22 protein-coding genes are annotated in these 21,861 nt (G+C 47.0%); 15 read left to right on the top strand and 7 right to left on the bottom strand.

Features of this window, described 5'->3' with window-relative positions:
- Window positions 1–79: 79 nt before the first annotated feature.
- Both ACBZ72_11570 and ACBZ72_11565 read left to right on the top strand, forming a co-directional pair.
- Window positions 80–2,206, top strand: a complete 2,127-nt coding sequence (locus tag ACBZ72_11570; GenBank protein XES76798.1) for a hypothetical protein — start codon at window positions 80–82, stop codon at window positions 2,204–2,206.
- 122 nt (window positions 2,207–2,328) lie between these two features.
- Entirely contained in the window at window positions 2,329–2,616 is a 288-nt protein-coding gene (locus ACBZ72_11565; GenBank protein ID XES76797.1) for a hypothetical protein, read from the top strand.
- 72 nt (window positions 2,617–2,688) lie between these two features.
- Here the strand turns inward: ACBZ72_11565 and ACBZ72_11560 are convergent, their stop codons facing one another.
- On the bottom strand, window positions 2,689–2,850 hold the full coding sequence (locus ACBZ72_11560; protein XES76796.1) for a DNA-directed RNA polymerase subunit P: 162 nt from the start codon (window positions 2,848–2,850) through the stop codon (window positions 2,689–2,691).
- Between the two features lie 79 nt (window positions 2,851–2,929).
- On the opposite strand from ACBZ72_11560, the gene ACBZ72_11555 reads away from it, so the two are divergent.
- Window positions 2,930–3,778 carry a class I SAM-dependent methyltransferase family protein gene (locus ACBZ72_11555; GenBank protein XES76795.1) on the top strand — a complete coding sequence of 283 codons (849 nt, stop codon included), beginning with the start codon at window positions 2,930–2,932 and terminating at the stop codon, window positions 3,776–3,778.
- 188 nt (window positions 3,779–3,966) lie between these two features.
- On the opposite strand, the gene ACBZ72_11550 is transcribed toward ACBZ72_11555, so the two are convergent.
- Window positions 3,967–4,797, bottom strand: coding sequence for a TrmB family transcriptional regulator (locus ACBZ72_11550; protein ID XES76794.1), 831 nt, complete (start codon window positions 4,795–4,797; stop codon window positions 3,967–3,969).
- Between the two features lie 152 nt (window positions 4,798–4,949).
- Here ACBZ72_11550 and ACBZ72_11545 point away from each other — a divergent pair, with 152 nt between their 5' ends.
- The 3 genes from ACBZ72_11545 (at window position 4,950) to ACBZ72_11535 (ending at window position 11,421) form a co-directional block, all read left to right on the top strand.
- Window positions 4,950–7,688 (top strand): PQQ-binding-like beta-propeller repeat protein, encoded by a 2,739-nt coding sequence (locus ACBZ72_11545; protein XES76793.1) that lies wholly within the window; start codon window positions 4,950–4,952, stop codon window positions 7,686–7,688.
- Window positions 7,689–7,846: 158 nt separating this feature from the next.
- On the top strand, window positions 7,847–8,647 hold the full coding sequence (locus tag ACBZ72_11540; protein XES76792.1) for a TrmB family transcriptional regulator: 801 nt from the start codon (window positions 7,847–7,849) through the stop codon (window positions 8,645–8,647).
- Window positions 8,648–8,793: 146 nt separating this feature from the next.
- Window positions 8,794–11,421 carry a hypothetical protein gene (locus tag ACBZ72_11535; GenBank protein ID XES76791.1) on the top strand — a complete coding sequence of 876 codons (2,628 nt, stop codon included), beginning with the start codon at window positions 8,794–8,796 and terminating at the stop codon, window positions 11,419–11,421.
- Between the two features lie 126 nt (window positions 11,422–11,547).
- Here the strand turns inward: ACBZ72_11535 and ACBZ72_11530 are convergent, their stop codons facing one another.
- A complete protein-coding gene (locus ACBZ72_11530) occupies window positions 11,548–12,537 on the bottom strand; it encodes an Lrp/AsnC family transcriptional regulator (protein XES76790.1) in 990 nt (329 codons plus the stop codon).
- A 197-nt stretch (window positions 12,538–12,734) separates the two neighbouring features.
- Between ACBZ72_11530 and ACBZ72_11525 the strand changes: the two genes are divergently transcribed.
- The 9 genes from ACBZ72_11525 (at window position 12,735) to ACBZ72_11485 (ending at window position 19,886) form a co-directional block, all read left to right on the top strand.
- A complete protein-coding gene (locus ACBZ72_11525) occupies window positions 12,735–15,314 on the top strand; it encodes a PQQ-binding-like beta-propeller repeat protein (GenBank protein XES78686.1) in 2,580 nt (859 codons plus the stop codon).
- 255 nt (window positions 15,315–15,569) lie between these two features.
- Complete coding sequence (locus ACBZ72_11520) at window positions 15,570–16,583, top strand: 50S ribosomal protein L3 (GenBank protein XES76789.1); 1,014 nt, start codon at window positions 15,570–15,572, stop codon at window positions 16,581–16,583.
- 12 nt (window positions 16,584–16,595) lie between these two features.
- Complete coding sequence (gene rpl4p / locus ACBZ72_11515; GenBank protein XES76788.1) at window positions 16,596–17,390, top strand: 50S ribosomal protein L4; 795 nt, start codon at window positions 16,596–16,598, stop codon at window positions 17,388–17,390.
- Window positions 17,390–17,650 carry a 50S ribosomal protein L23 gene (locus ACBZ72_11510; protein XES76787.1) on the top strand — a complete coding sequence of 87 codons (261 nt, stop codon included), beginning with the start codon at window positions 17,390–17,392 and terminating at the stop codon, window positions 17,648–17,650. The genes rpl4p and ACBZ72_11510 overlap by 1 nt, the downstream gene beginning before the upstream one ends.
- Window positions 17,651–17,670: 20 nt before the next feature.
- Entirely contained in the window at window positions 17,671–18,411 is a 741-nt protein-coding gene (locus ACBZ72_11505) for a 50S ribosomal protein L2 (protein XES76786.1), read from the top strand.
- 44 nt (window positions 18,412–18,455) lie between these two features.
- Window positions 18,456–18,860 carry a 30S ribosomal protein S19 gene (locus tag ACBZ72_11500; protein ID XES76785.1) on the top strand — a complete coding sequence of 135 codons (405 nt, stop codon included), beginning with the start codon at window positions 18,456–18,458 and terminating at the stop codon, window positions 18,858–18,860.
- A gap of 12 nt (window positions 18,861–18,872) precedes the next feature.
- Window positions 18,873–19,181 carry a 30S ribosomal protein S24e gene (locus ACBZ72_11495; GenBank protein ID XES76784.1) on the top strand — a complete coding sequence of 103 codons (309 nt, stop codon included), beginning with the start codon at window positions 18,873–18,875 and terminating at the stop codon, window positions 19,179–19,181.
- Window positions 19,182–19,406 carry a 30S ribosomal protein S27ae gene (locus tag ACBZ72_11490; protein XES76783.1) on the top strand — a complete coding sequence of 75 codons (225 nt, stop codon included), beginning with the start codon at window positions 19,182–19,184 and terminating at the stop codon, window positions 19,404–19,406.
- 51 nt (window positions 19,407–19,457) lie between these two features.
- Window positions 19,458–19,886, top strand: a complete 429-nt coding sequence (locus tag ACBZ72_11485) for a hypothetical protein (protein ID XES76782.1) — start codon at window positions 19,458–19,460, stop codon at window positions 19,884–19,886.
- 14 nt (window positions 19,887–19,900) lie between these two features.
- Here ACBZ72_11485 and ACBZ72_11480 read toward each other — a convergent pair whose 3' ends face one another.
- The 4 genes from ACBZ72_11480 to ACBZ72_11465 form a co-directional block, all read right to left on the bottom strand.
- Entirely contained in the window at window positions 19,901–20,434 is a 534-nt protein-coding gene (locus ACBZ72_11480) for a GTP-dependent dephospho-CoA kinase family protein (protein ID XES76781.1), read from the bottom strand.
- A gap of 76 nt (window positions 20,435–20,510) precedes the next feature.
- Window positions 20,511–20,696, bottom strand: coding sequence for a transcription elongation factor subunit Spt4 (gene spt4 / locus ACBZ72_11475; protein XES76780.1), 186 nt, complete (start codon window positions 20,694–20,696; stop codon window positions 20,511–20,513).
- Window positions 20,693–21,301, bottom strand: coding sequence for a DNA-directed RNA polymerase (locus ACBZ72_11470; GenBank protein XES76779.1), 609 nt, complete (start codon window positions 21,299–21,301; stop codon window positions 20,693–20,695). Before ACBZ72_11470 ends, spt4 begins: the two co-directional genes overlap by 4 nt.
- Window positions 21,302–21,727 carry a PIN domain-containing protein gene (locus tag ACBZ72_11465; protein XES76778.1) on the bottom strand — a complete coding sequence of 142 codons (426 nt, stop codon included), beginning with the start codon at window positions 21,725–21,727 and terminating at the stop codon, window positions 21,302–21,304.
- Window positions 21,728–21,861: the final 134 nt, after the last annotated feature.

Genomic DNA, 21,861 nt, shown 5'->3' with positions numbered 1-21,861 from the left:
AGGCAAAGTTTAAAATCTTCTCAGATAGTAAGTGTTCAATCTCGAAGAGTAAACTTTACCGCACATAGGAGTCATCTGGATGAAGCAAAAAGCCGTTACCCTTGCCTTGTTAATTCTATTGGGCACAGCCCTTCTGTTTACCTCATCTGCAAGTCCCCAAGTTTCGGGGCAATCACCGTATGGTTTGATGATTTTTTATGTAACAGCACAGGGAAGCTTTGAACAGCTTCAAAACGCAACGGTAGGTCAACCCGTAACCCTGCTTGCATCCACCGACACCTACAATGGCACCTACAACCTTTACTACGACGACCAACTTGTGTCCTCGGGGACTTCAGAGGGCTACTTTGTTAGCGCGAACTTCACAATCCCCGAAATCACAACTGGCACCTATAACCTCACCTTGACCGATGTTGCGTACGGTCAAAACACCTCAATAGCTTTCCCCATTCTCACTGCATACTCAATTAAACCCATTATTCCCTCTGCGCCTTCTGTCCTTCAAGAGGGAAACCGCGTTCCCCTAAACGTAACCATTACAGGTGGGGAACCCAACACCTCATACAACGCCGAAATCACCGTCACCTTGCCCCCTGACCTTGGCACAAACTTCACAAAAACCGTTACCTTAACCACTTCATCAAAGGGCACAGCCCAAACCACAGTTAATTACCCTGACACAACCTTCTCACCATCCGGCGCAACCACCAACTACGCTGGTACATACACAGCTTACTTTAACCGAACACAAAACCTTGCACAACAAGCCTTCAAAATCGGCTTCACCGACCTGACCCAATACCACCGAGAAGACAACGTCAAAATAAACGCCGTCGGCTACCAGCCAAACCAAGGCGCCACGATAGCCATCCAATACAACAACAGCATCCTCTCCTCCCAAACCGTAACCGCCTCAGCCCAAGGCATCATAAACGCAACCTACCAAATCCCCGTTAACGCTGAACTCGGAACCTACACTGTAACCATAACCCCAACAATTACGCCTTCAAAAAACATTGCTGACGTCCAAACCTTTGACGTCGTCGGCTACCCCGTGACCTTAACTACCGTGAACTTGGCTGGAGACCTTGTTTCGGGCATACTGCTTGAAGCGATAGATGTAGATGGTTCGGGCGTGGTGTACTCAAACACCACAAACAGCAATGGTGAAGCCACAATTAGCCTAGAAAAAGGCGACGTAACAGTCAACGCTTATTGGAATCAGGTCAACGTGGGCACTTTAGACCTGACTGTAACTGGAAGCAGCCGCAACGCCGTCACCTGTGAGTTAACCAACCTAAAAGTAACCGTTCAAAACAATAACGGCGTGGTTATTCCCTTCACCAACCTGAACATCACATACAACTACGTAACCCGTTCAGGCAGCACCCAAACAGCCACCGCCTCAGGCCAAACAGACCTTTCAGGTACATACACTTTCAACTCTACGCTTCCTCACGTAAACTACAATATTGAAGCGGAAAAATATGACACCGTTTTCAACAGCGGAAACAACACCCTCACTAATCCACCCGCCCAAGATACTGTGATGGTTACGATTTTGTGCCCCGATAAAACCTTAACCCTTAACGTAGTTGACAACAACAACGCCGCGATACCCGACGTGCGCATCACCTTCATTGAGCAAGAAAGCGGCATCTTTTACAGCGAAAACACGAACAGTAACGGAAATGTCCAACTGCAAGTGACCTTTGGACAGTATCGATTAAACGTCTACACCTCAAACAACGTTCTCATAAATGAAACAATAATCAGTGTCCTATCAAACACTAACAGCCAAATTCGCTGTGCCCTTTCAAACCTAGATGTCTCCGTGAAAGTTGTGGACTACTTTGGCAACCCAATAAACAACGTGGACGTACAACTAATTCGAACTGGCATGAACACACAGACCGCAACAACCCAAAATGATGGCTTAGCAACTTTTAACAGCATCTTGGGCGGAAACTTGGAGATAACTGCTTCTCCTGCTGGAAACCCCACCTCTTTTGTGGCTTCAAACGTGGAAGTTAATTCACCCACAACGGTCACCCTTACCATGGGCAAATATGTGGTCTTCGGTGGCGCATTAGTAGATGCAAGTTTGCTCACTACGGTGCTTCTAATCATAGCCGCCATTTTAGTGGTTGGAGTTCTGGAGGTTCTGAGACGGGTTAGCTTTAGGCTTTCCCGAGCATCTCCATAACCAAATGAAATAACGGGAGAACTTTAGGAAAAAAATTTATATGCCCTTCAGGAAATATGCGTATCAATAGTGTATTGATGCAGCATTAAATTCTTTAAAGAAACATTAGAGGTGTATGCCTGTTGGCTCAATCCAAAGCTTGTTCTCCAAAATGCCCATCCTTTAAATGCGCCAAAAACTCCGCTTTGTACCGACGCGATGGAGTAATGTGTAAATGGACTGAAGAAGCATGCAGCGTCGCCAACTGCCAATATTCCATGTGTATGAAACGGCGTTTGCTTCCACAAGGCATCTGCGGTGAAACCGTGAGACGCATAACCACCGAAAAAAGCTTTGACGAAGACATCGATGTTCCTGTAAAGCTGAAGGGAAAAGCGTTACGAAAGTTTGGAGATGGCGAATTTTACTAAACCAAAAAAAGGGCTGTAAAACACAGAGTATGCGCCGCGTCAAAAACGCAGCGCGTTTTTCTCATTTTCTTTCTATTTCGCTTGAATGCGTTTAACCACTGGTGGCTTAACCTTTTTCAGAATGCGGTAGCCGCAGATTATACATTTGGTTTCTCCGCCGCGAAGCTCCAACTCTTCAGCAGGAACCCTTGCACCGCAACGCATACATTCATAAACGATACCAGATTTTTCCATGAAAGCTTCCTCTCGGTAGAAGGAAACTTTTTGTGCTTTTAAACGTTTTCAGTAACCTTACATCAATGAAGGGTAAACTTTGCGTACTACGCTCAAAAACGCCTTGGGACAAGTGAGAAAACCTGACAACCCAATTAACGTCTATAACGCCTTTGATATAGTGGGCGATATAGTTGTGCTTAAACTGCCCCACCCTATCACCAGCAACGCCAAAGTAGTCGCAGAAACCCTAATGAGTATTCACCGAAATGTCCAAGCGGTCTTCGCTCAGGAGTCCTCGGTTAAGGGGGAATATCGGTTACGCAAGCTAATCTGCATCGGCGGAGAAAACCGTACCCACACCCAACACAAGGAAGCCGGATGCATCTTCTCTGTTGATTTGGCTTCCTGTTACTTCTCGCCTCGCCTGCAAGGTGAACGCCAACGCATCGCCAGGCTAATTCAACCCAACGAAGTGGTGGTGAACATGTTCGCGGGAGTAGGCTGCTTTAGCATACTTATCGCCAAGCAGATGCCTTCCGCAACGGTTTACTCCCTTGACATTAACCCTCAAGCTTTTACGTTTATGCAGAAAAACATCCAACTCAACAATGTCCACCGTCAGGTGACTCCAATGCTTGGCGACGCTAAACCCTTAATCGAAAACTACCTGCAAGGCTGTGCAGACCGCGTTTTGATGCCTTTGCCCGAAAAAGCCCTTGAATACTTACCCGTTGCGGTTTCTGCACTCAAGCCCTCCGGGGGTTGGCTGCATGTTCATTTATTTGAGCACGCATCTAAAACTGATGACCCCATAGAGCAGGCAAAACAGCGAGTGGCTGAGCGACTCAACGAGTTAAGCGTTGTTGCGCATTTTTCTTATGCACGAGTGGTCAGGCACACTGGCCCAAACTGGCATCAGATAGTTCTTGATTTGCACATAACTTAGCGCCTGTTTCATAGTTTTTTGTCTGTTCTGTTATTTCACCCTTTAGCAGTGCATGTTCACCAAGCAAATCACCTTACCTGATGGGCACCTTGATAGGGGGGTCATAAACGAGCGGCAACACAAAAACTACTGCCGCCAACGACTGCTTCCATAATCTTCGGCGCCTTATCCAATCAGGTGCCTTCAATTTAATTGCGGTTCAATGCACTTTGCCTACCCAAATCTGGTTTGTACTCGTGTGCTTCATTCCAGATTTTCTCGAAATGGCTCCCAAAAATTTCTATACAGCCTGGGTGGTCGGTAAACAGATGAGTTTTATATGCAACGCCTTCATTTGGCACTAAATATAGCACCATTTGTTTATCGTCAACCAAAACCAACTCTGTTTTAGGTTTACCCGTAATATACCTGATTTGGAAATTGGGCTCTGCAATCAATCGTAACAATTCTGGAGTTGCCTCTAAATTAACCTGCTCGCTTATTAGCCGGTATTTGACCCCGCGTTTAACACAGCCAAGTTGATGGTCCACTAAACCAACCACAGTGGAAAAAAGCATCTGCTTGTCAAACAAAAGGTCAATTTTTTCTTGCGCCAACCTGCAGCACGTTTTTACCGATTTTAACATCCTCTCTTTTGTCATCTTAACGATGAAAAATATCGGTTCCTTTTCCCTGGCTCCACATTCCTTTTCAGGAGCCATTCTTTTTAACTCATCAGCAACTTCTTGCATTACTTGATATTCCGTTTTTTTACGTTCTATAAGCGCTGAAACTGCATCCTCAAGTGGGGTTGCCATATACAGGTTGGGTGTGCCCAATATTTTTGTAACTAACCCCATTTTTTGAAGTTGCAAAATTGTACGGTAAGTGTTAGAGCGATCAACATCCGCCTTTCTCGAAATAGCTAATGTCTTATCTTTCCCCGAACGAACCATAACCATGTAGATTTTTGCCTGAAGAGCGGTCAGCCCAATCTTCTGAAGGCTATGAACATACTCCTCATCAACGTATGATATCATCTTCTCTCTCCTCTCACACGTCTTAGCTATTGGCATTTATGTTGCTGTGCTTATTTCAGGTTTTCTACAGTTGTGTCTATAATACACCGCGATTTCTTAAGAGGTTTTGGCGCTTTTTCCTGATTATTCCTTAACAAGGAGAAAAAAGGAACATGTCTGAAAAAAATCGGAACTTGTTACTTCGTAAAAATAAAACGCTTACCCTCGCTGCTTTGCTTCTGTTGCTGTCCTTTACTGTCTCAATAGTTGCTGTCCCCGTTGCCGCGCATGACCCTCCCATAGACATTCCCACTTACGCTTACCTGTCCCTTTCACCTGACCCCGCAGGCGTTAACCAAAATGTTTTCGTTGTTATGTGGCTTCATGGCGCGCCACCCACGGCATACGGCATCGCAGGCGACAGATGGCACGACTTCTACGTCGAAGTTACTAAACCCGATGGCGGCATTGAAAATCTAGGGCCCTTCGTTTCTGACCCCACTGGCTCTGCATTCACAATCTACACGCCTGACCAAATCGGCACATACACTTTCGAATTTTCCTACACTGGACAAGTTTTGGGTTTAGTTAACCCGACAAACGGCATTGCTGTTGAACCAACAGAACCCATGCTGTCTATGATGGGCGGATTAGCCTATGTGGGCGACAACTACCTCCCAAGCAGTACAACCGCAACTCTAACCGTTCAAACTGAAGAGGCAAAAACCCCTGAAACTTACCCCCTTCCAACTGAATACTGGACCCGCCCAATTGAAGGACAAAACACAAATTGGGCAAGCATAACCTCAAACTGGCTTTTAGGAGCACAGTTGGGTGCTGGCGGATTTGGAGGCGGTGACCTCTGGCAAAAAGATGGTGCTGCACCAGATACCTCTCACGTCATGTGGACTAAACCAATAGAGTTCGGAGGCATCGTCGGCGGAAGCAGCGAAATTTCTGATGTTGGCTTTTACTCAGGCGGTTCATACGAGGGTAGATTCCAAAACGCAATCATAATGTATGGTCGACTTTACTTCAACTTACCCCTAGGGCATGAAGGCGGAAACGGCGGATACCTGTGCATTGACTTGCGCACTGGCGAAGAATTGTGGTACCTAGATGACCTTGGAACCCGTACTAACCCAGCGCCCTCAAAAGGGCAACTCTACGACTATGAATCGATGAATCAACATGGTGTTGTCGGCGGTATTCTCTGGCAGGTAAACGGTGGCGGCGGCTTCTTTGGCATGGCAGCACCCGAAAGCTGGGTCGCATATGATGCATTTTCAGGGCAATGGTTGTACAACTTAACCGGCGTCGGCTCAGGAACCGAAGTTTACTTGCCTGACGGCGAAATAGTCAGATACCAACTAAACGCCATGGGGCACTGGATGGCATTATGGAACAGCACTGCAGAACAACAAGGACTACAGGGGGCTATAGGTACAGGTACAGATGCATATCAATGGCGACCTAATGGAAAATCTGTTAACATGAGCCAAGCCTACAGCTGGAACGTTACAATCCCTGACCTACCTGGAAACTCAATGGCCAGTATCTATCAAGTACTTCCGGGTGATATAATCCTTGGCACAAGCAGCAACGTAAATGGTTTCGGAACCAGCTTCACCCCTGACCCCTACACCGTTTGGGCTTTAAGCGATGACCCCTCAACAAGAGGCGACTTGCTCTGGATACGGAGTTACCCCGCCCCTGAAGGTAACATCACACGAAAGATGGGTCCAGTGGACATCGTCAATCGAGTGTGGACAATGTATGACACTGAAACTATGCAGTGGCTGGGTTACAGTTTAGATTCAGGCGAGCCTCTGTGGGGACCAACCCAGACAGAAGTACGTGACTTCGGCTATTATGGCAGCGGTTTGGGTGCAGGTCAGGTAGGCTTTGCTGCTTACGGCAACATCTACACTCAAGGCTACGGTGGAGAAATATACTGCTACAACACGCTGACTGGAGAAATGGTCTGGAAATACAACAACACCCAAAGCGGCGCGGAAACACCTTGGGGGCTTTACCCAACTTTCATAGCAGCAATAGCCGATGGCAAAGTCTACGTCTTCAACAACGAACACTCACCCAACTATCCCTTATACAAAGATGAACAGGTCCGATGCATAGACGCATTTTCCGGCGAAGAACTTTGGTCAATAATGAGTTGGGCTGGTCAAACTGGAGGTCCAGGTTCATCGACCGCTGCGCTTGCGGACGGCTTCCTAACCTACTACAACTACTACGACAATCAAATCTACTGCATCGGCAAAGGTTCCAGCGCAACCACCGTTACTTGTTCTCCAAAGATTTCAACACTCGGCAACAGCGTGCTTATTGAAGGCACAGTAGTTGACACATCCCCTGGTACAAGCCAAAACGAACAGGCAAAACGTTTCCCAAATGGCGTTCCTGCTGTTTCTGATGAAAGCATGGATGACTGGATGGAGTACGTGTACCTGCAGAAACCCAAACCCGACGAGGTAACCGGCGTAACTGTATATTTAACTGCAATTGACCCTAACGGCAATACCCAAGAAATAGGCTACGCCATAAGCGATACTTTAGGCAACTATGCATATGAGTGGACTCCACCCGTTCCAGGGCCATACACTATAACTGCTACTTTCGAAGGCTCCGGCGCCTATTACTGTAGCGAAGCCGGGACAGCCTTCATTGTCTCAGACGCAGTCGCGGCAGAACCAACCCCCACATTGACTCCCACCGCAACAGCACCCCCTGCACCAACTCCAACACCCGCACAATCAGTTTCGCCCTCCCCCAGCGAAGCTCCCCAACCACCAACCAGCAACGTGCCAACGACTACCTACATTGCCATCGGCGCAGCAGTTGTCATCATTGTGGCAGCGGCAGCGTTTCTGGTGCTGAGAAGACGGCAATAATGCCGCCCTTTTTTCCTTTTTTGTTAGTGGATGTAAAGTATGGGGCTGAATGGGCTCTGGAAATGATTTCCAACTTTGCTCGTTGGGTCATTTTCTTCTCTCCTAATTTGCGTCCAGAGCCCCAGCAAACCCTTAACACTCCAAAGTGCTGATACAAGATGCCGTTTGAGGATAAAGACCTAGACTTGTTCATGAGGCTTGGGTTCACCAATTCGCAGGCGAAGGTTTACCTGAGTCTTGTCTATTTGGGTCAGTCTTGCGTGCATAATCTAGTAAAGGTCGCACAGATAGATAGGGCTGAAACTTATCGTGTGCTTTCTCAGCTTGAAAAGCAGGGTTTTGTTCAACGGGTGCTTGTTAACCCCTGTGAATTTAAACCTGTTTCTGTATCCGAATTGCTTTCCGCTTTAGTTTCACGTAAAAAAGCCGAAGTTACCCAACTGGAAAGGGAAGCAAAACGACTGCAGAAAAAGAAGATTCAAAGCATAGCCTTAAACCAAGATTACATGATTTTAGCTTCTAAACCTGAAATGGTTCTGGAGAGAATGAAGCGAACTTACAGTGCCGTGCAGACCATTAACGCTGTATCTACCTTGTGTAGCTTTAGGAAGTCTGCTAAAGTTTTTGAGGACATGATTTGGCGGTTCATTAAAGATGGCACCAAAGCAACGTTTATTGTTGATACTCCTGAAAATGACGCGTCGGTACCTGAACTCTTAAAAAACTTGGGTTTGTATCCAGATTTTACTTTGAGGTACACCGCTAAGCCTTTCCTTGTCCCAATTATGATAATTGATAATGCTGAAGTTTGGATAAACACTTCAGAAAACGCGAATTTTCTTGAAGCTACCCATCTTTTGTCGAATAATCCTCGACTTGTCGTATTAGCTCAAGGGTACTTTGACCATTTACTGGCTGAATCGTTTTCACCTGAGACGCAAACACATAATTTAACTTAAGCGGTTACTGTACATCACGCTTATTTTTTGAAAAAATGTGTCAATTGATTTCTTGTAGGTGAGAAATTCTGTGAGTGTGGTCGTCACTCGCAGTTTTTTATAAAGTCAGAGTTTCTATTTAGAAATTAACTTTGGAGAGAGAAAAGATGAACACAAACATTACTAAGTTAGTTGCTGCTTTGTCTTTGATAGTGCTTTTGTCTTCTTCAGCATCATTGATACTCTCAGCTGACGCTCACACCCCTGCGTGGGAAATCCCAACATACGCGTACATAGCAGTAACACCCAACCCAATAGGCGTTGGGCAAACAGCATTCGTTACCTTTTGGCTTGACTGGGTGCCCCCAGGTGCAGGAGGTATCGGAGGCGACCGATGGCGAGACTTGACAGTGGGTGTCACAAAGCCTGATGGTTCAAAGGAAACGCTGGGACCTTTCACTTCTGACCCTATCGGTGGCGCTTATGACTTATACATTCCAGACCAAATTGGTACATACACTTTCGAGTTTAATTTCCCAGGCCAAACCGCTTCCATGTATGGTCCTACTGGTGAAATCAGTGTGAATCCAAGTCTGTGGGACTACATCAACGATACTTTTCTGCCAAGTAGTGCAGTGACCACACTTACGGTGCAGCAAGAGGAAATTGAACTGATTCCTGACTACCCCCTGCCAACAGAGTACTGGACGCGTCCCGTAGAAGGACAGAACACAAAGTGGACAACAGTAGCATCCAACTATCTAGCGCCTTTCGGAGCGGCGTACATGGCTGGTGCAGAAAGATTCCAACCAGACGGCACCGCACCTGACAGTCCTCACATCATGTGGACAAAGCCACTGGCGTTTGGGGGCGTTGTCGGAGGAAGCAACACTGAAATTCCAGGTGTAGCCTTCTACACGGGGCTTTCCTACGAAAGCAGGTTTTCCAACCCGATGATAATTTATGGGCGTCTCTATTACGCTCTGCCCTTAAGCAACGACGCCGTTGGTGGAGGATACGTCTGCGTAGATTTACGCACTGGCGAAACCCTTTGGTGGCAAAACTACACTGCCAACCCCTCATTTGGGCAACTCTATGATTATGAGTCCTCAAACCAACACGGCGTCACACCCAACGGTTACCTGTGGGCAACAACAACTGCTGCTGGCGTCACAACCTGGATGGCATACGACCCTATGACTGGACTTTGGCTTTTTAACATGACCAATGTTCCTTCAGGCACCAAAGTGTACACTGACGACGGGAGCATAAACATCTACGTGCTTGATGCAACCAACAAATGGCTGGCCCTGTGGGATTCCTCAGCAGACCCAGAGGGACCTTTAGTGCGTGAATCTGGAACTGGCACTAACGCTTACCAATACAGACCAATAGGCAAAAACGCTGATATGAGCACTGCATACGCATGGAACGTAACCATCCCCTCCTCAATCCCAGAAGGTTCCTCAATCCGAAAAGTAATACCTGGAGAAATGGTGCTGGTCAGTACCCCCACAACTCCTATGTACATGGGTTGGGGAAGCATCGATTACACAGTTTCAGCGATAAATCTGAAGTCTGGCTCAGAAGGGCAGCTTTTGTGGTCCGAAACTTATCTTGCACCTGAAGGAAGCCTCACAAGACAGTGGGGTCCCGTTGATGCAGAAACCCGCGTGTTCACCATGAACGACAAGGAGACCATGCAGTGGTTAGGCTACAGTATCGACGACGGTAGTCTGCTTTGGGGTCCAGTGGGCGAAACCCGCGCCTTTAACTATTACCCAACTATCGGCATGGGCGGCTCGGGTCCAGCAGGCTTTGTTGCCTACGGTAACCTCTACGTTGGGGGTTATGGCGGTGAAGAGTTCTGCTACTCAATGAAGACTGGTGACTTGCTTTGGAAGTACAACGACACCTCCAGTGGTCACGAAACGCCTTGGGGTAACTACCCCATATTCCCTGCGGCAATCGCTGACGGAAAAATCTACCTCTACAGCGGCGAGCACTCGCCCAACTCGCCCGAATACAAGGGTTCACGCGTACGCTGCCTTAACGCATACACCGGTGAAGAACTTTGGACTATGCTCAGCTGGGGCGCAGTAGGCAGTTTTGCAGATGAAGGCTGGCCAGTCGCCGACGATTCCATCGTGTACATGAACACCTACGACATGCAAATATACTGTCTAAGCAAAGGGCCAAGCGAAATCACTGTTGATGCCCCAATGGCTGGTGTAGCAGCAGGCAACAGCATAGTGATTCGTGGTACTGTAACCGACATCTCTGCAGGCACAAAACAGTCTGAGCAGACGATGCGTTTTCCGAACGGTGTTCCTGCTGTTTCTGATGATTGTATGGGCGAATGGATGGAGTACGTGTACATGCAAAAACCCAAACCCGACGACGTAACCGGAGTACCAGTACGCCTGATGGTCACTGACCCCAACAACAATGTTCAAGACTTAGGCTATGCTTTAAGTGATGACTTAGGCAACTATGCATTTGAATGGACTCCTTCAGTTGCTGGACTACACACGGTAACCGCCACCTTTGAAGGTTCCAACTCATACTACGGCAGCCAAGCAGGCGTCTCATTCGTAGCCTCCCAAGCGGTGGCTGCATCTGTGGCAACACCAACTTCAGGAGGACCAACCTCTGGGGCACTTTCGCCTTCGCCAAGTCAAGCTCCGCAACCGACAAGTGGAATGCCAACAACCACCTACATCGCTATTGGTGCCGTTGTGGTCATAGTGGCCGTCATTGCAGCAGCCGTTCTTCTCAGGAAACGCAGCCGCTAAACAACACCTTTCCCTTTTTCTTTTTGTTAAACGAAACAATCGAGGTTAAACAAGCAGGGGCTGAGTGGACTCTAGTGGATGATTCAACTTGCATGTTGGGTTATTCATTCTTCTCTCCTAAATGCGCTAGAGCCCCAGCAAACCCTCAAACAGGTTAGCAGGCCACTTGCGGTAAGGGTAAATTGCGTAAATTTCCGTTTTTTCCACATGTTTGATTCTACGGACCTGTTTTGTTAACCTCAACAGGTCGTCTAAGTCTTCAAGGGGCACCATTACATGCATGTCATATGCGCCTATAGTTCTTATAATTACGATTACGTTGGGTATGCTGTAGACTTCTGCGTAAATTTCTGGAATGCGGCTCTTATTAATGGCCTTTATAAAAAAGTGCCCTGTTGCTTTGTAGCCCAGTTTGCAAAGGTCAATTGTTATGGTGGATAATGTGAACACATTTTGTTTTCTTAGTTTGTGGTATCTTTGAATTACGGTTTTTGTTGTGATGTTAAGTTGCTTGGCAACCTCACTAAAGGGCATGCGGCTATGCTTGGAGAGTATCCTTGCAATAGCTCTATCCGTATCATCTAGTTTTCTGTTTTCAATGGTTTCCATCGTTCTTTGAAGCCTTTCCGTCTGCTTTGCTTTTGGCAACGGCTTGATTATCAAGTTTTCAGGGTGATCAACGTTCACTGGATTTGTCCAGATCAGAACATCTGCCTGCTTGATGTACGGGTTGGCTTCTATCTCTTCTAACGCATGACCCAATTGTTGAATGTCAGGCAATACAAAAAAAGCCCCAATGTTATATTTTCCCCATGACCCCATTATTAAAGTAATGAAGGGTTTAGTTTTTAGAAACTCCATCACTTTCTCTTCTCGGTCAGTAACCGTTATTATTCCGATGTCCCCAACGCATTTGAAGCCCAATCTCTCTGGGTTCAACTGCATTATCGCGCCGTTGATGACCCCTGCTTCCTGTAGGCTTTTATATCGTACTCGGATGGCGGGAACGGAAACGTTGCAGGTTCTTGCGATTTCTGTAAAACTTGTTCGTGAATCCTTCAGAAGCGCCTTCAAAATGTTGGCGTCGGTTTCGTCAATTTTGTTCAGTTTTGGCAATTCTATCCTTTTATAGGATTAGGTCTATCAATAAAAATTTTCTCTAATATTACGACTACATTTTAGTAAATATTCTTAATATCTATCGCTTTTAAGGTTAATTTTGTTTCTTGTTTTCATAGATTGGCGAAAAATCTTAAATATGTCATACTTGCAACAACGAAAATTCATTGGAGAGAAAAAAGAGAGTTGATGTGATGCAAATATTTTCAAAACATAAAAAACAAATTGTAACCGCCACATTGCTTCTGACGTTGACTGTTTCTGTTCTTGCGGCTTTACCCGTAAACGCTCACACGCCCCCCTGGAGTATTCCCACATACGCATATGTGGCGGCGGCGCCTGACCCTGTAGGCGTCAACCAACCCGTTGCTATCGTGTTTTGGACCGATAAGGTGCCTTCCACCGCGGCAGGTTCTGGAGGTGACCGATGGCGGGACCTAACTGTGGACATTTCAAAACCTGATGGTACAAAAGAAACTTTGGGACCTTTTGTATCTGACCCAGTTGGAGGAGGATATGCTCTGTTTACCCCCGACCAAGTTGGACAATACACTATCCAGTTTAACTTCCCCAAGCAAGTCTTATCCTTGTTTGGTCCAGCAGGCACCCCTGGGGCTCCCAGCGATTTCATAAATGACACGTTCCTGGCAACAACTGCAACAACAACGTTAACGGTCCAGCAAGAACAAATCGACCCGATACCCGATTACCCGCTACCTACAGGCTTTTGGACGCGCCCAATTGAAGGACAAAACACCGCATGGGGTAGCATAGCCTCAAACTGGCTAGGCGGAACCTTCAACTTTATGGGCAATAATGCACCAACAAACATGCCAAAAGAGAAGTACAACGTCGGTTCAGCCCCTGACAGCGCTCACATAATGTGGACCAAACAGTACTCCTTTGGAGGGGTAGCTGGAGGACCCAACACTGGCGTGGCAGGCAACACCTTCTACAGTGGACTCATGTACGAAACCTACTTCACGAACCCCATTATCCTTCAAGGACGCCTTTACTATCCGTTGACGGAAAGTGACAATCCAACCAACGAGGGATATGCCTGTGTGGACCTCATCACGGGCGAAGAGATTTACCAGTCTGATACTTTGGCGCCAAACTTTGGGCAACTCTATGACTATGAATCCATGAACCAGCACGGCGTCATTCCCAACGGTTTTCTCTGGGTGACAACCACAGACCCCAATAATGGCGGCGCTGTCTGGATAGCCTACGACCCAATCGATGGCAGCTGGCTCTTTAACCTCACCAACGTCCCCACAGGCTTCAACACTCTTGGTTCACAAGGGCAAATCCTGATTTACCAACTGGACCCCACAGCAGGATGGTTAGCTTTATGGGACAACACTGCAGCTCAAGGCTTAACAGGCGCAACAGACTCCACAGACACCACCAGCAGCAACTATTACCAGTGGCGACCCGTGGGCAAAAACGTCAACGCAAGCCAAGCCTACCTGTGGAACATAACCATACCCAAAATGTTACCCACCGCAGCCGTAATCACCGCCTACCCCGGAGACATACTGCTTGGGCGTTCAAGTGCCTTTGGTGGCATGTCGTCGTTTGGAACACCAAACCCCTACACGCTGTGGGCAATAAGCCTAAAAGAGGACTCCTTGGGTCAGGTACTCTGGCAAAAAGACTATCCTGCACCAGAAAACAACATCACCCGCGTAGTTGGTCCAGTTGACCCAACAAACCGCGTTTTCACAATGTATGACAAAGAAACCATGCAGTACTGGGGCTACAGCTTAGATACCGGCGAATACGCTTGGGGTCCAACACCAAGTGAAGAAGCATGGAACTACTATTCAGGTCCCTCCGGCACTGTAGGCGCCCTAGGTGAAGGCACCTACGTGATAGCATACGGCAGGCTGTATACCACAGGATACGGCGGCGCATTCTACTGCTACGACACCAAAAACGGTGATTTGCTTTGGACCTACAAATCCAACAGCGGCTTGGACACACCCTACGGCGGATTTCCCTCACAGATAGGTGCAATAGCAGAAGGCAAAATCTACACTCAGGTCTTTGAACATTCCGCTGATGCTCCACCCTTCAAAGGCGCCCCGGTAAACTGCATTGATGCATACACAGGCGACTTGCTTTGGACCATGTCCGGTTGGGCTTCTGACCGTGCCATGGCAGTTGCAGACGGCTACCTCGTGTACCTGAACCTTTATGACATGCAGATTTACTGTGTCGGCATGGGTACAAGCGCCACAACCGTGACAACACCCGACGTGGCTATCCCCTTAGGCACAACCGCAGTCATAAAAGGCGCAGTCACCGACCAAACCCCCGCAAGCAAAGACACACCAGCCATATCCGATGCAGACATGGGTAAATGGATGGAGTATTTACACATGCAAAAACCAATGCCTGACAACGTGGTTGGTGTTCCCGTAACCTTAACTGCAACCGACGAAAGCGGCACCGTTTACCCGTTGGGCTCAGTCACCACCAACTACGGCGGAACCTACGCCACCTCGTGGACTCCACCCGCAGAAGGCAAATACCTGATTACTGCCAAGTTTGACACCACCGCATCCTACGGCGAATCCTACGCAACTACCTACCTAATTGTCGGCGCAGCGTCACCCTCCGCAGTTGTAAACCCAACCGTTCCTCCAACCAACGCGCCCGTACCCCCCTCAAGCGGAACACCCACAACAACCTACATCGCAGTCGGCGCAGCCATAGTTATTATCATTGCAGCCATAGCCGCGTTGTTCCTCAGAAAAAGAAAATAACTCTTCCCTTTTTTCCTTTTTTGGTAACTTTCATGGGCGGTTTTGTGTAGATAACGTAACAAAATTGGAAAAAGTGAACAAAAGACAATGATCGTTTTCGCAACCTCTTTCATGGAAGAACAAAAGCTTCAAAAAAACGATTGCATAGCAAATCATAACTGCACTATAGCCTAAAAACGCAACTTACCCCTAATCGTAACGGTAACGTTTATAACTCTAATTTCTTATTGCTAATCTTCGCGAAGCGGAAGTAAGATGGGTCACCGAAAACATCATGCTCCAAGACACGGTTCATTAGCGTATTTGCCTAGGCAACGTGCCAAAAATCCAGTGGCAAGAATTCGCTTCTGGCCAAAAATTGATGCCGATACACCAAAGCTGTTAGGTTTTGCAGGCTACAAAGCAGGCATGACTTACGTCTTCTCAATCGAAGACAGGAAACGTTCACCTAACTTTGGTAAAGAAGTCATGAAAGCCGCAACCATCCTAGAAACACCCCCAATTCTGGTGTGCGGCATACGAACTTACACTCATACCCAATATGGCTTGGAGCAACTAACTGAATGCTGGATGAAAACTCCCACAGACGAACTTTATCGTGCACTGGTTCTTCCAGACAATTTCGACACAGACGCCATGATCCAGAAACTGGACGAAAAACTGGACCAAACCACAACCATACGTGCAATCGTTGCTACCCAACCAAACCAAGCAAACTTGGCAAGAAAGAAGCCTGAAATCTTCGAAATTGAAATTGGCGGTGCAGACATTCCAAAACAGCTCGAATACGCCAAATCACTGCTGGGCAAAACTGTGTCCTCTGAAGAAGTTTTCACGAGCGGACAATACACTGATGTTGCTGCCATAAGCACGGGTAAAGGCTGGCAAGGTCCAGTGAAACGTTGGGGCGTAACCAAACTGCAGGCAAAAGGTCGCAAAACCAAACGTGGTATTGCAACTTTGGGTCCATGGAACCCTCACCACCTCATGTACTCGGTTGCACGTGCAGGGCAGATGGGTTATCATCAACGTATTGAATATAACAAGCGTATTCTCAAAATGGGTAAAGATACAAACGAGGTCAACGTGAAAGGTGGCTTCATCAGGTATGGCAACGTTAAATCCTCCTACATCGTTGTCGAAGGAAGCGTCCCTGGAACCGAAAAGCGAACCATAAAGCTCCGCGTTCCCGCACGACCACCCACCCAAGTCGCCGAAGCACCACCCCAAGTCACATACGTTTCGCTTGAATCTCCACAAGGAAAATAACGGTGAAAAACAATGCCAACAAAAAAAACCGCCCAAGTCTTTAGCATCGAAGGTAAACCAACAGGAAACGCGGTTCTCCCCCAAGTTTTCGAGACTCCACTCCGACCAGACGTAATTAAACGTGCAGTTCTCGCAATTCAATCTAACAGGCTCCAACACCAGGGCAGAGACCCCATGGCTGGAAAACGAACATCCGCAGAGTCCCGCGGAACTGGCATGGCACTTGCCCGCGTTCCCCGCGAAAAAGGTGGTGGCGGAAAAGCAAAGTTCGCCCCCGGTGTCGTTGGCGGAAGACAAGCCCATCCCCCACGAGCAGAAACAAAAATCGTCAAAGAAATTCCGAAAAAAGAAAAACGCCTTGCGTTACTTTCAGCCATCGCAGCCACAGGCTCCAAAGAAACAGTATCAGCTCGTGGACACGAAGTTGAAGGTGTTTTAGAGTTACCTCTCATTGTGGAAGATGCCTTTTCCGAGTTAACTAAAACCAAGGAAGTTGAAGAAGCCTTCACTCACCTTGGCTTATTAACCGATGTTTGCCGGGTTCGTGAAAGCCGAAGCATCCGTGCAGGCAAAGGCAAGCACCGCGGCAGAAAAATGAAACAGGCAAAAGGGCCCCTAATTGTTGTTGCTGAAAACAGGGGTCTGTTTGAAGCCGCAAGTAACCTTCCTGGCGTTGATATAGTTACTGTTAAAACTTTGAACGCTGAACTTTTGGCTCCTGGTACCCATCCGGGCAGATTGACCGTCTGGACTAACAGCGCCATTGAGCAGCTAAACCAACTTTACGGTGAAGGAGTAAGCGCGTAATGGACTCTAACGAAATTATCTTTTATCCATTAATGACTGAATCAGCCAGTCTTATGGTTGAAGCCGACAACAAACTCATCTTCATGGTGAACCTGAAAGCTGGTAAAACTGATGTCAAGAAGGCAGTGGAAGAACTTTACGAAGTTAAAGTGGACAAAATCACCCTGCTGATTACTCCACAGGGACAAAAGAAAGCCTTCGTCAAGCTAAAGCCCGAATTCAAGGCATCTGACGTAGCCATCAAACTTGGCATACTCTAAATTGAAATGGAGGACTGACAATGGGAAAACGAATCCGTGTACAAAGACGTGGGCGTGGCGGTTCAACTTACCGCGCATCAACACACAAACGTGTAGCTCCCGCTCAATATCCACACATGACCCCAAAAGAGGCATATGAAATCTCAATTACTGGTGTTATTGAATCTCTTGTTCATGACCCTGGACGTGGCGCACCTTTAGCCTTGATAAAATTTGAAAACGGTCAAGACTGCTACATTGCATCTCCCGAGGGAACTCACGAGGGACAGCAAGTCCGTTTAGGCGGTTTAGCACCCGCGGAAATTGGCAACATTTTGCCGTTGGGTAAAATCCCTGAAGGTGTCATGGTCTGCAATTTGGAACTTAGACCAGGTGACCGAGGAAAACTAGCCAAGTCTTCAGGTTCATACGCCACAGTTGTGAGCCACACTCCTCAAGGCACTATGATTCGTTTGCCCTCCGGACGCACACGATACATTAATGATTACTGTATGGCAACCATCGGCGTAGTTGCAGCTTCTGGACGCACTGAGAAACCTTTCTTGAAAGCTGGCGAAAAATTCCACCTCATGAAAGCCAAAGGTCACAAGTACCCCCGAACAAGTGGACGCAAAATGGTTCCGGCTGTTCACCCCTACGGTAGCAGCAAACGCAGCGCACGCAGAACAACAACAACTTCACACGGTGCTCCACCAGGTCAGAAAGTCGGCTTAATTGCAGCTCGCGGTCCAGGACAGAAAAAGAAACGGGCTATACGTTAGGAGAATGTTTATAGCCCTTAAAAGAAAGTGAAGGTTGAAGAAAAATGCCCAAAGAATTTAGCTACCGTGGTCATTCGCTCGCCAGTTTGCAAGGTATGTCCATGGATGAGTTCATAACTCTGCTTCCGTCAAGACAACGCAGAAGTCTACAGAGAGGTTTGTCTCCTGAGCAGCGCGTTCTGCTGGAAAAGATGCGCGCAGCTCAAGAAGACCTCAAAAAGGGTAAAGAAACCACTGTAAAGACTCACGTCCGCGACATGATCATCTTGCCTGAAATGGTTGGTGCTACCGTTCATGTTCACAACGGCAAAGAATTCATCGCTTTACCAATCAAAGCGGAAATGATTGGTCACTACATCGGTGAATTCGCCATAACTAACAAGCCTGTCCGACATGGAACTCCTGGTATTGGTGCATCCAGATCATCAATGTATGTGCCCCTGAAATAGAAGTGAAATTGTATGGAACTTGAAATCGTCTCCAAGAAAGAAAACCCTCTTCTTAAACGAAAAGAGGTTCAGTTCACGATTGTACACGCCCAGAGCAAGACACCTGCACGGCTGGATGTAAAACGCTCCATAGCTAGTCAACTGCAAATCAGCGAGAAACTGGTTTTCATTAAGCACATGCAAAGCATGACTGGAACTAGCAAGACGGTGGGTGAAGCTAACGCTTACGACTCCGAAGCCCAAGCCAAGCTTATTGAACCCGAATACATCATTAAACGCAACAGTCCACCCGAGAAACCAAAAGAAGAGGCGAACGCATAGATGCCAAAGAAACCTGACAAGAAACCTGACAAAGCAGCCGCGAAACCCGAGAAATCCTCAAAGAAAGGGTCTGCTGGTTTAGGCTCGTTGTATAAAGTTGAAGGCGATAACGTTGCGAGGCTGCGTCCAACTTGTGAACGCTGCGGTCCCGGATACTTTATGGCTGACCATCATGACCGGTTTACCTGTGGGCACTGTGGGTTCACACGGTATAAGCGGGCTTAAGCAAGAATAGTTATAAGCGGTTGACACGTTGATACATCTGCTGGTATTTGCATGATTAGGGTCAACGTGTCAATATCCAATGTTTCTGCTGAACGTTTTTGGGATAATCGTAAGCCTGCTCCAAATATTCAGATAGCAACCAACATCAACGTTGTTAATGTTGAAAAGAGACCTGAGGGGTCTCTTGAAGTTCCTTTTGTTCTAACCATAAGCTATAACCCTTCTTTGGCGCAGATGAGCCTTAAAGGCAGCGCTTTTGTTCAAGGTGACCCAGCAGAGCTTGAAACAATCCTTACTGATTATCAGCAGAAAAAACCCCCTGCACAAATCATACTGCAATCCATTTCAAACGTGGTCTTTACAGAATCCATAATTATATCCCGAATGCTCGGCATTCCACCGCCAATTCCGTTGCCTGTTATCCCCGGGCCTGGAAAAGCTAAAGATGCAAAGCCTTCAGGACGAGATTACAGCTCTTAAGCTCCCAAGACGCCTCATTCTTCCTCTTTGATGGTTTTCATTTCTTTCCAGATTTTTTTGGCTTCCCCTTTTTTTTCAGCAGTGACTTTAACCACAACGATGCCTTGGTCGGGTTGCCCATAGATTATTAGGGCGTTTTCTGGGGCATAAACTGCTGCTGCAAGGGTCAGTAAGTCTTCTTCGCCCTCAACTACAATTTGGCTTTGGGTACTGCTTTGAAGTGCGGTTTGTATTGCGTTGATTGCTTCTTGCGTTATTTTTCCTTGTGGGTTTTTGACTTGTAAAATTTCTTTGTTGGGAAAAATGTGCGGTTCTATTTTTACCCGTTTGGTCTGGTTGTCAAAGATGGAAACCTGAGGAATAATATCGTATTTGTGGAGATTTCTTGAAACCATATCGCCAACCGATATTATCTTGGTGGGTTTGTCTTCTTCGACAATGCATCGGAGCTGTTCCATGGTTTGAGAAACTGACCCTTGGATTAGGGTGCCAAAAGGTTCTTTGAATTTTGCCAGAATCTTGGGCGTAACAACGTAAGAAGTGGGCATCATTTTCAACCTTAAGCTACCCTGTTGAATGGCAGGTTAACTTGTTAAAGTTTCTGCCAAAGGAAAAGCCGCGCACTTATCGAACTTTGAGGGCGTAGCGGCCTTTCTCTTTAATTTTCATAGCTTTAGCAACTGCTGACTTTGCAGGGTCAAAAACGACGACTATGCCGCCAAAATCTTCGCTTAGGCTTGTGGAACGGCATTTTGGGCAAACATTCTCCTTGGTCAAAAAGTGACAGTTTGTGCACGCTTTCTCGCTCATGCCTGTTTCTCCTTCTTCTTTTCTGGTTTTGCTGGAGCCTCTTTGCCTTCAGCTTCTTTAAGCGTCTCCAAATCTTCCTTTAGCCAGTCCAATTTGCCCAAGAAAGGTTGCCTTGCGGTTACGCCGATTTTGCCACTGCTTCCCGCTCTGCCCAATGAAACGGCGGTTATCCGAGCGCGGACTTGGTCTCCTGTGGAGAGTTTGCGTTTGGTTTCTTTTCCTAGCAGTACCCCCTGTTTTTCGTCGTAGGAGATGAAGTCATCCATTAGTTGAGAGACGTGGAGTAATGCGTCAACTGGTCCGATGCGTACGAATGCGCCGAAGTCTGCAATTTCAACTACGTCGCCTTCGACGACTTCTTGGATTATTGGGTAGAATGTGAGGAGTGAAAAGTTTACTTTGTGATATGTGGCTCCATCGCCTGGGATTATTTTGCCGATGGGGCTGACTTCCACTTTGCTTACGGCAATTACATAGCCTAATTCTTCGTCCACTACACCTTCATATTTGGCTTTAACTTGTTCTTTACCCACTGCTTCCAGCGGGTTGCCGAAGGTTTCTGGTGGAATGCGGATAGTATCTTGAAGAGTAATGAGTTTGAACATCTACGATATCAACCCGTCAATTTCCAGACGCGATTTTTCTCTCACATAAATCACTGGCATACTTATATCTCTTAGCTTCATTTTAAGCAATTTATCGTTTGTGAAAACTGGAGCCTTCCATTTTTTTGCTATACGGAGAATCGCTTCGTCAGTGGGTTCATTTGGTTTTTCGGAAACTTTCACATAACTGCATTTCTCAGCTAAGGTGAGCGCAAAAGCGGCTTCTTTTTGCACTTTCGGCGACTTTTTCTGGGTTAGTGTTTCCAGTTCCCTTTTAACAGGGGAAAGCAGAATTAATTGAACGTTTCGGTTCAGAACTCGTTGCAGTTCAGTGAATATGTCTATTTTGAATTGAAGTGGTACAAACAGCGCGTTTGAATCTACAATGATTTTCAAGGGTTGCTTTGGCTCTGAGGTGTTGGTCATTTCTGAGTGGTGCCTTCTTGATAACTGAACGGTGCTGGTTCTCTTAAGGCTTCTTAGTTAACGCTTTGAACAGGGATGTGTGTTGCCTGTGCTTTAGACTCTGTTTGAGTGGGCTCTTTTTGGTTTGTTTTTTT

Source organism: Candidatus Bathyarchaeia archaeon, assembly GCA_041447175.1.
Lineage (GTDB): Archaea > Thermoproteota > Bathyarchaeia > Bathyarchaeales > Bathycorpusculaceae > JADGNF01.
This window is presented reverse-complemented; position numbering and strand designations above follow the sequence as displayed.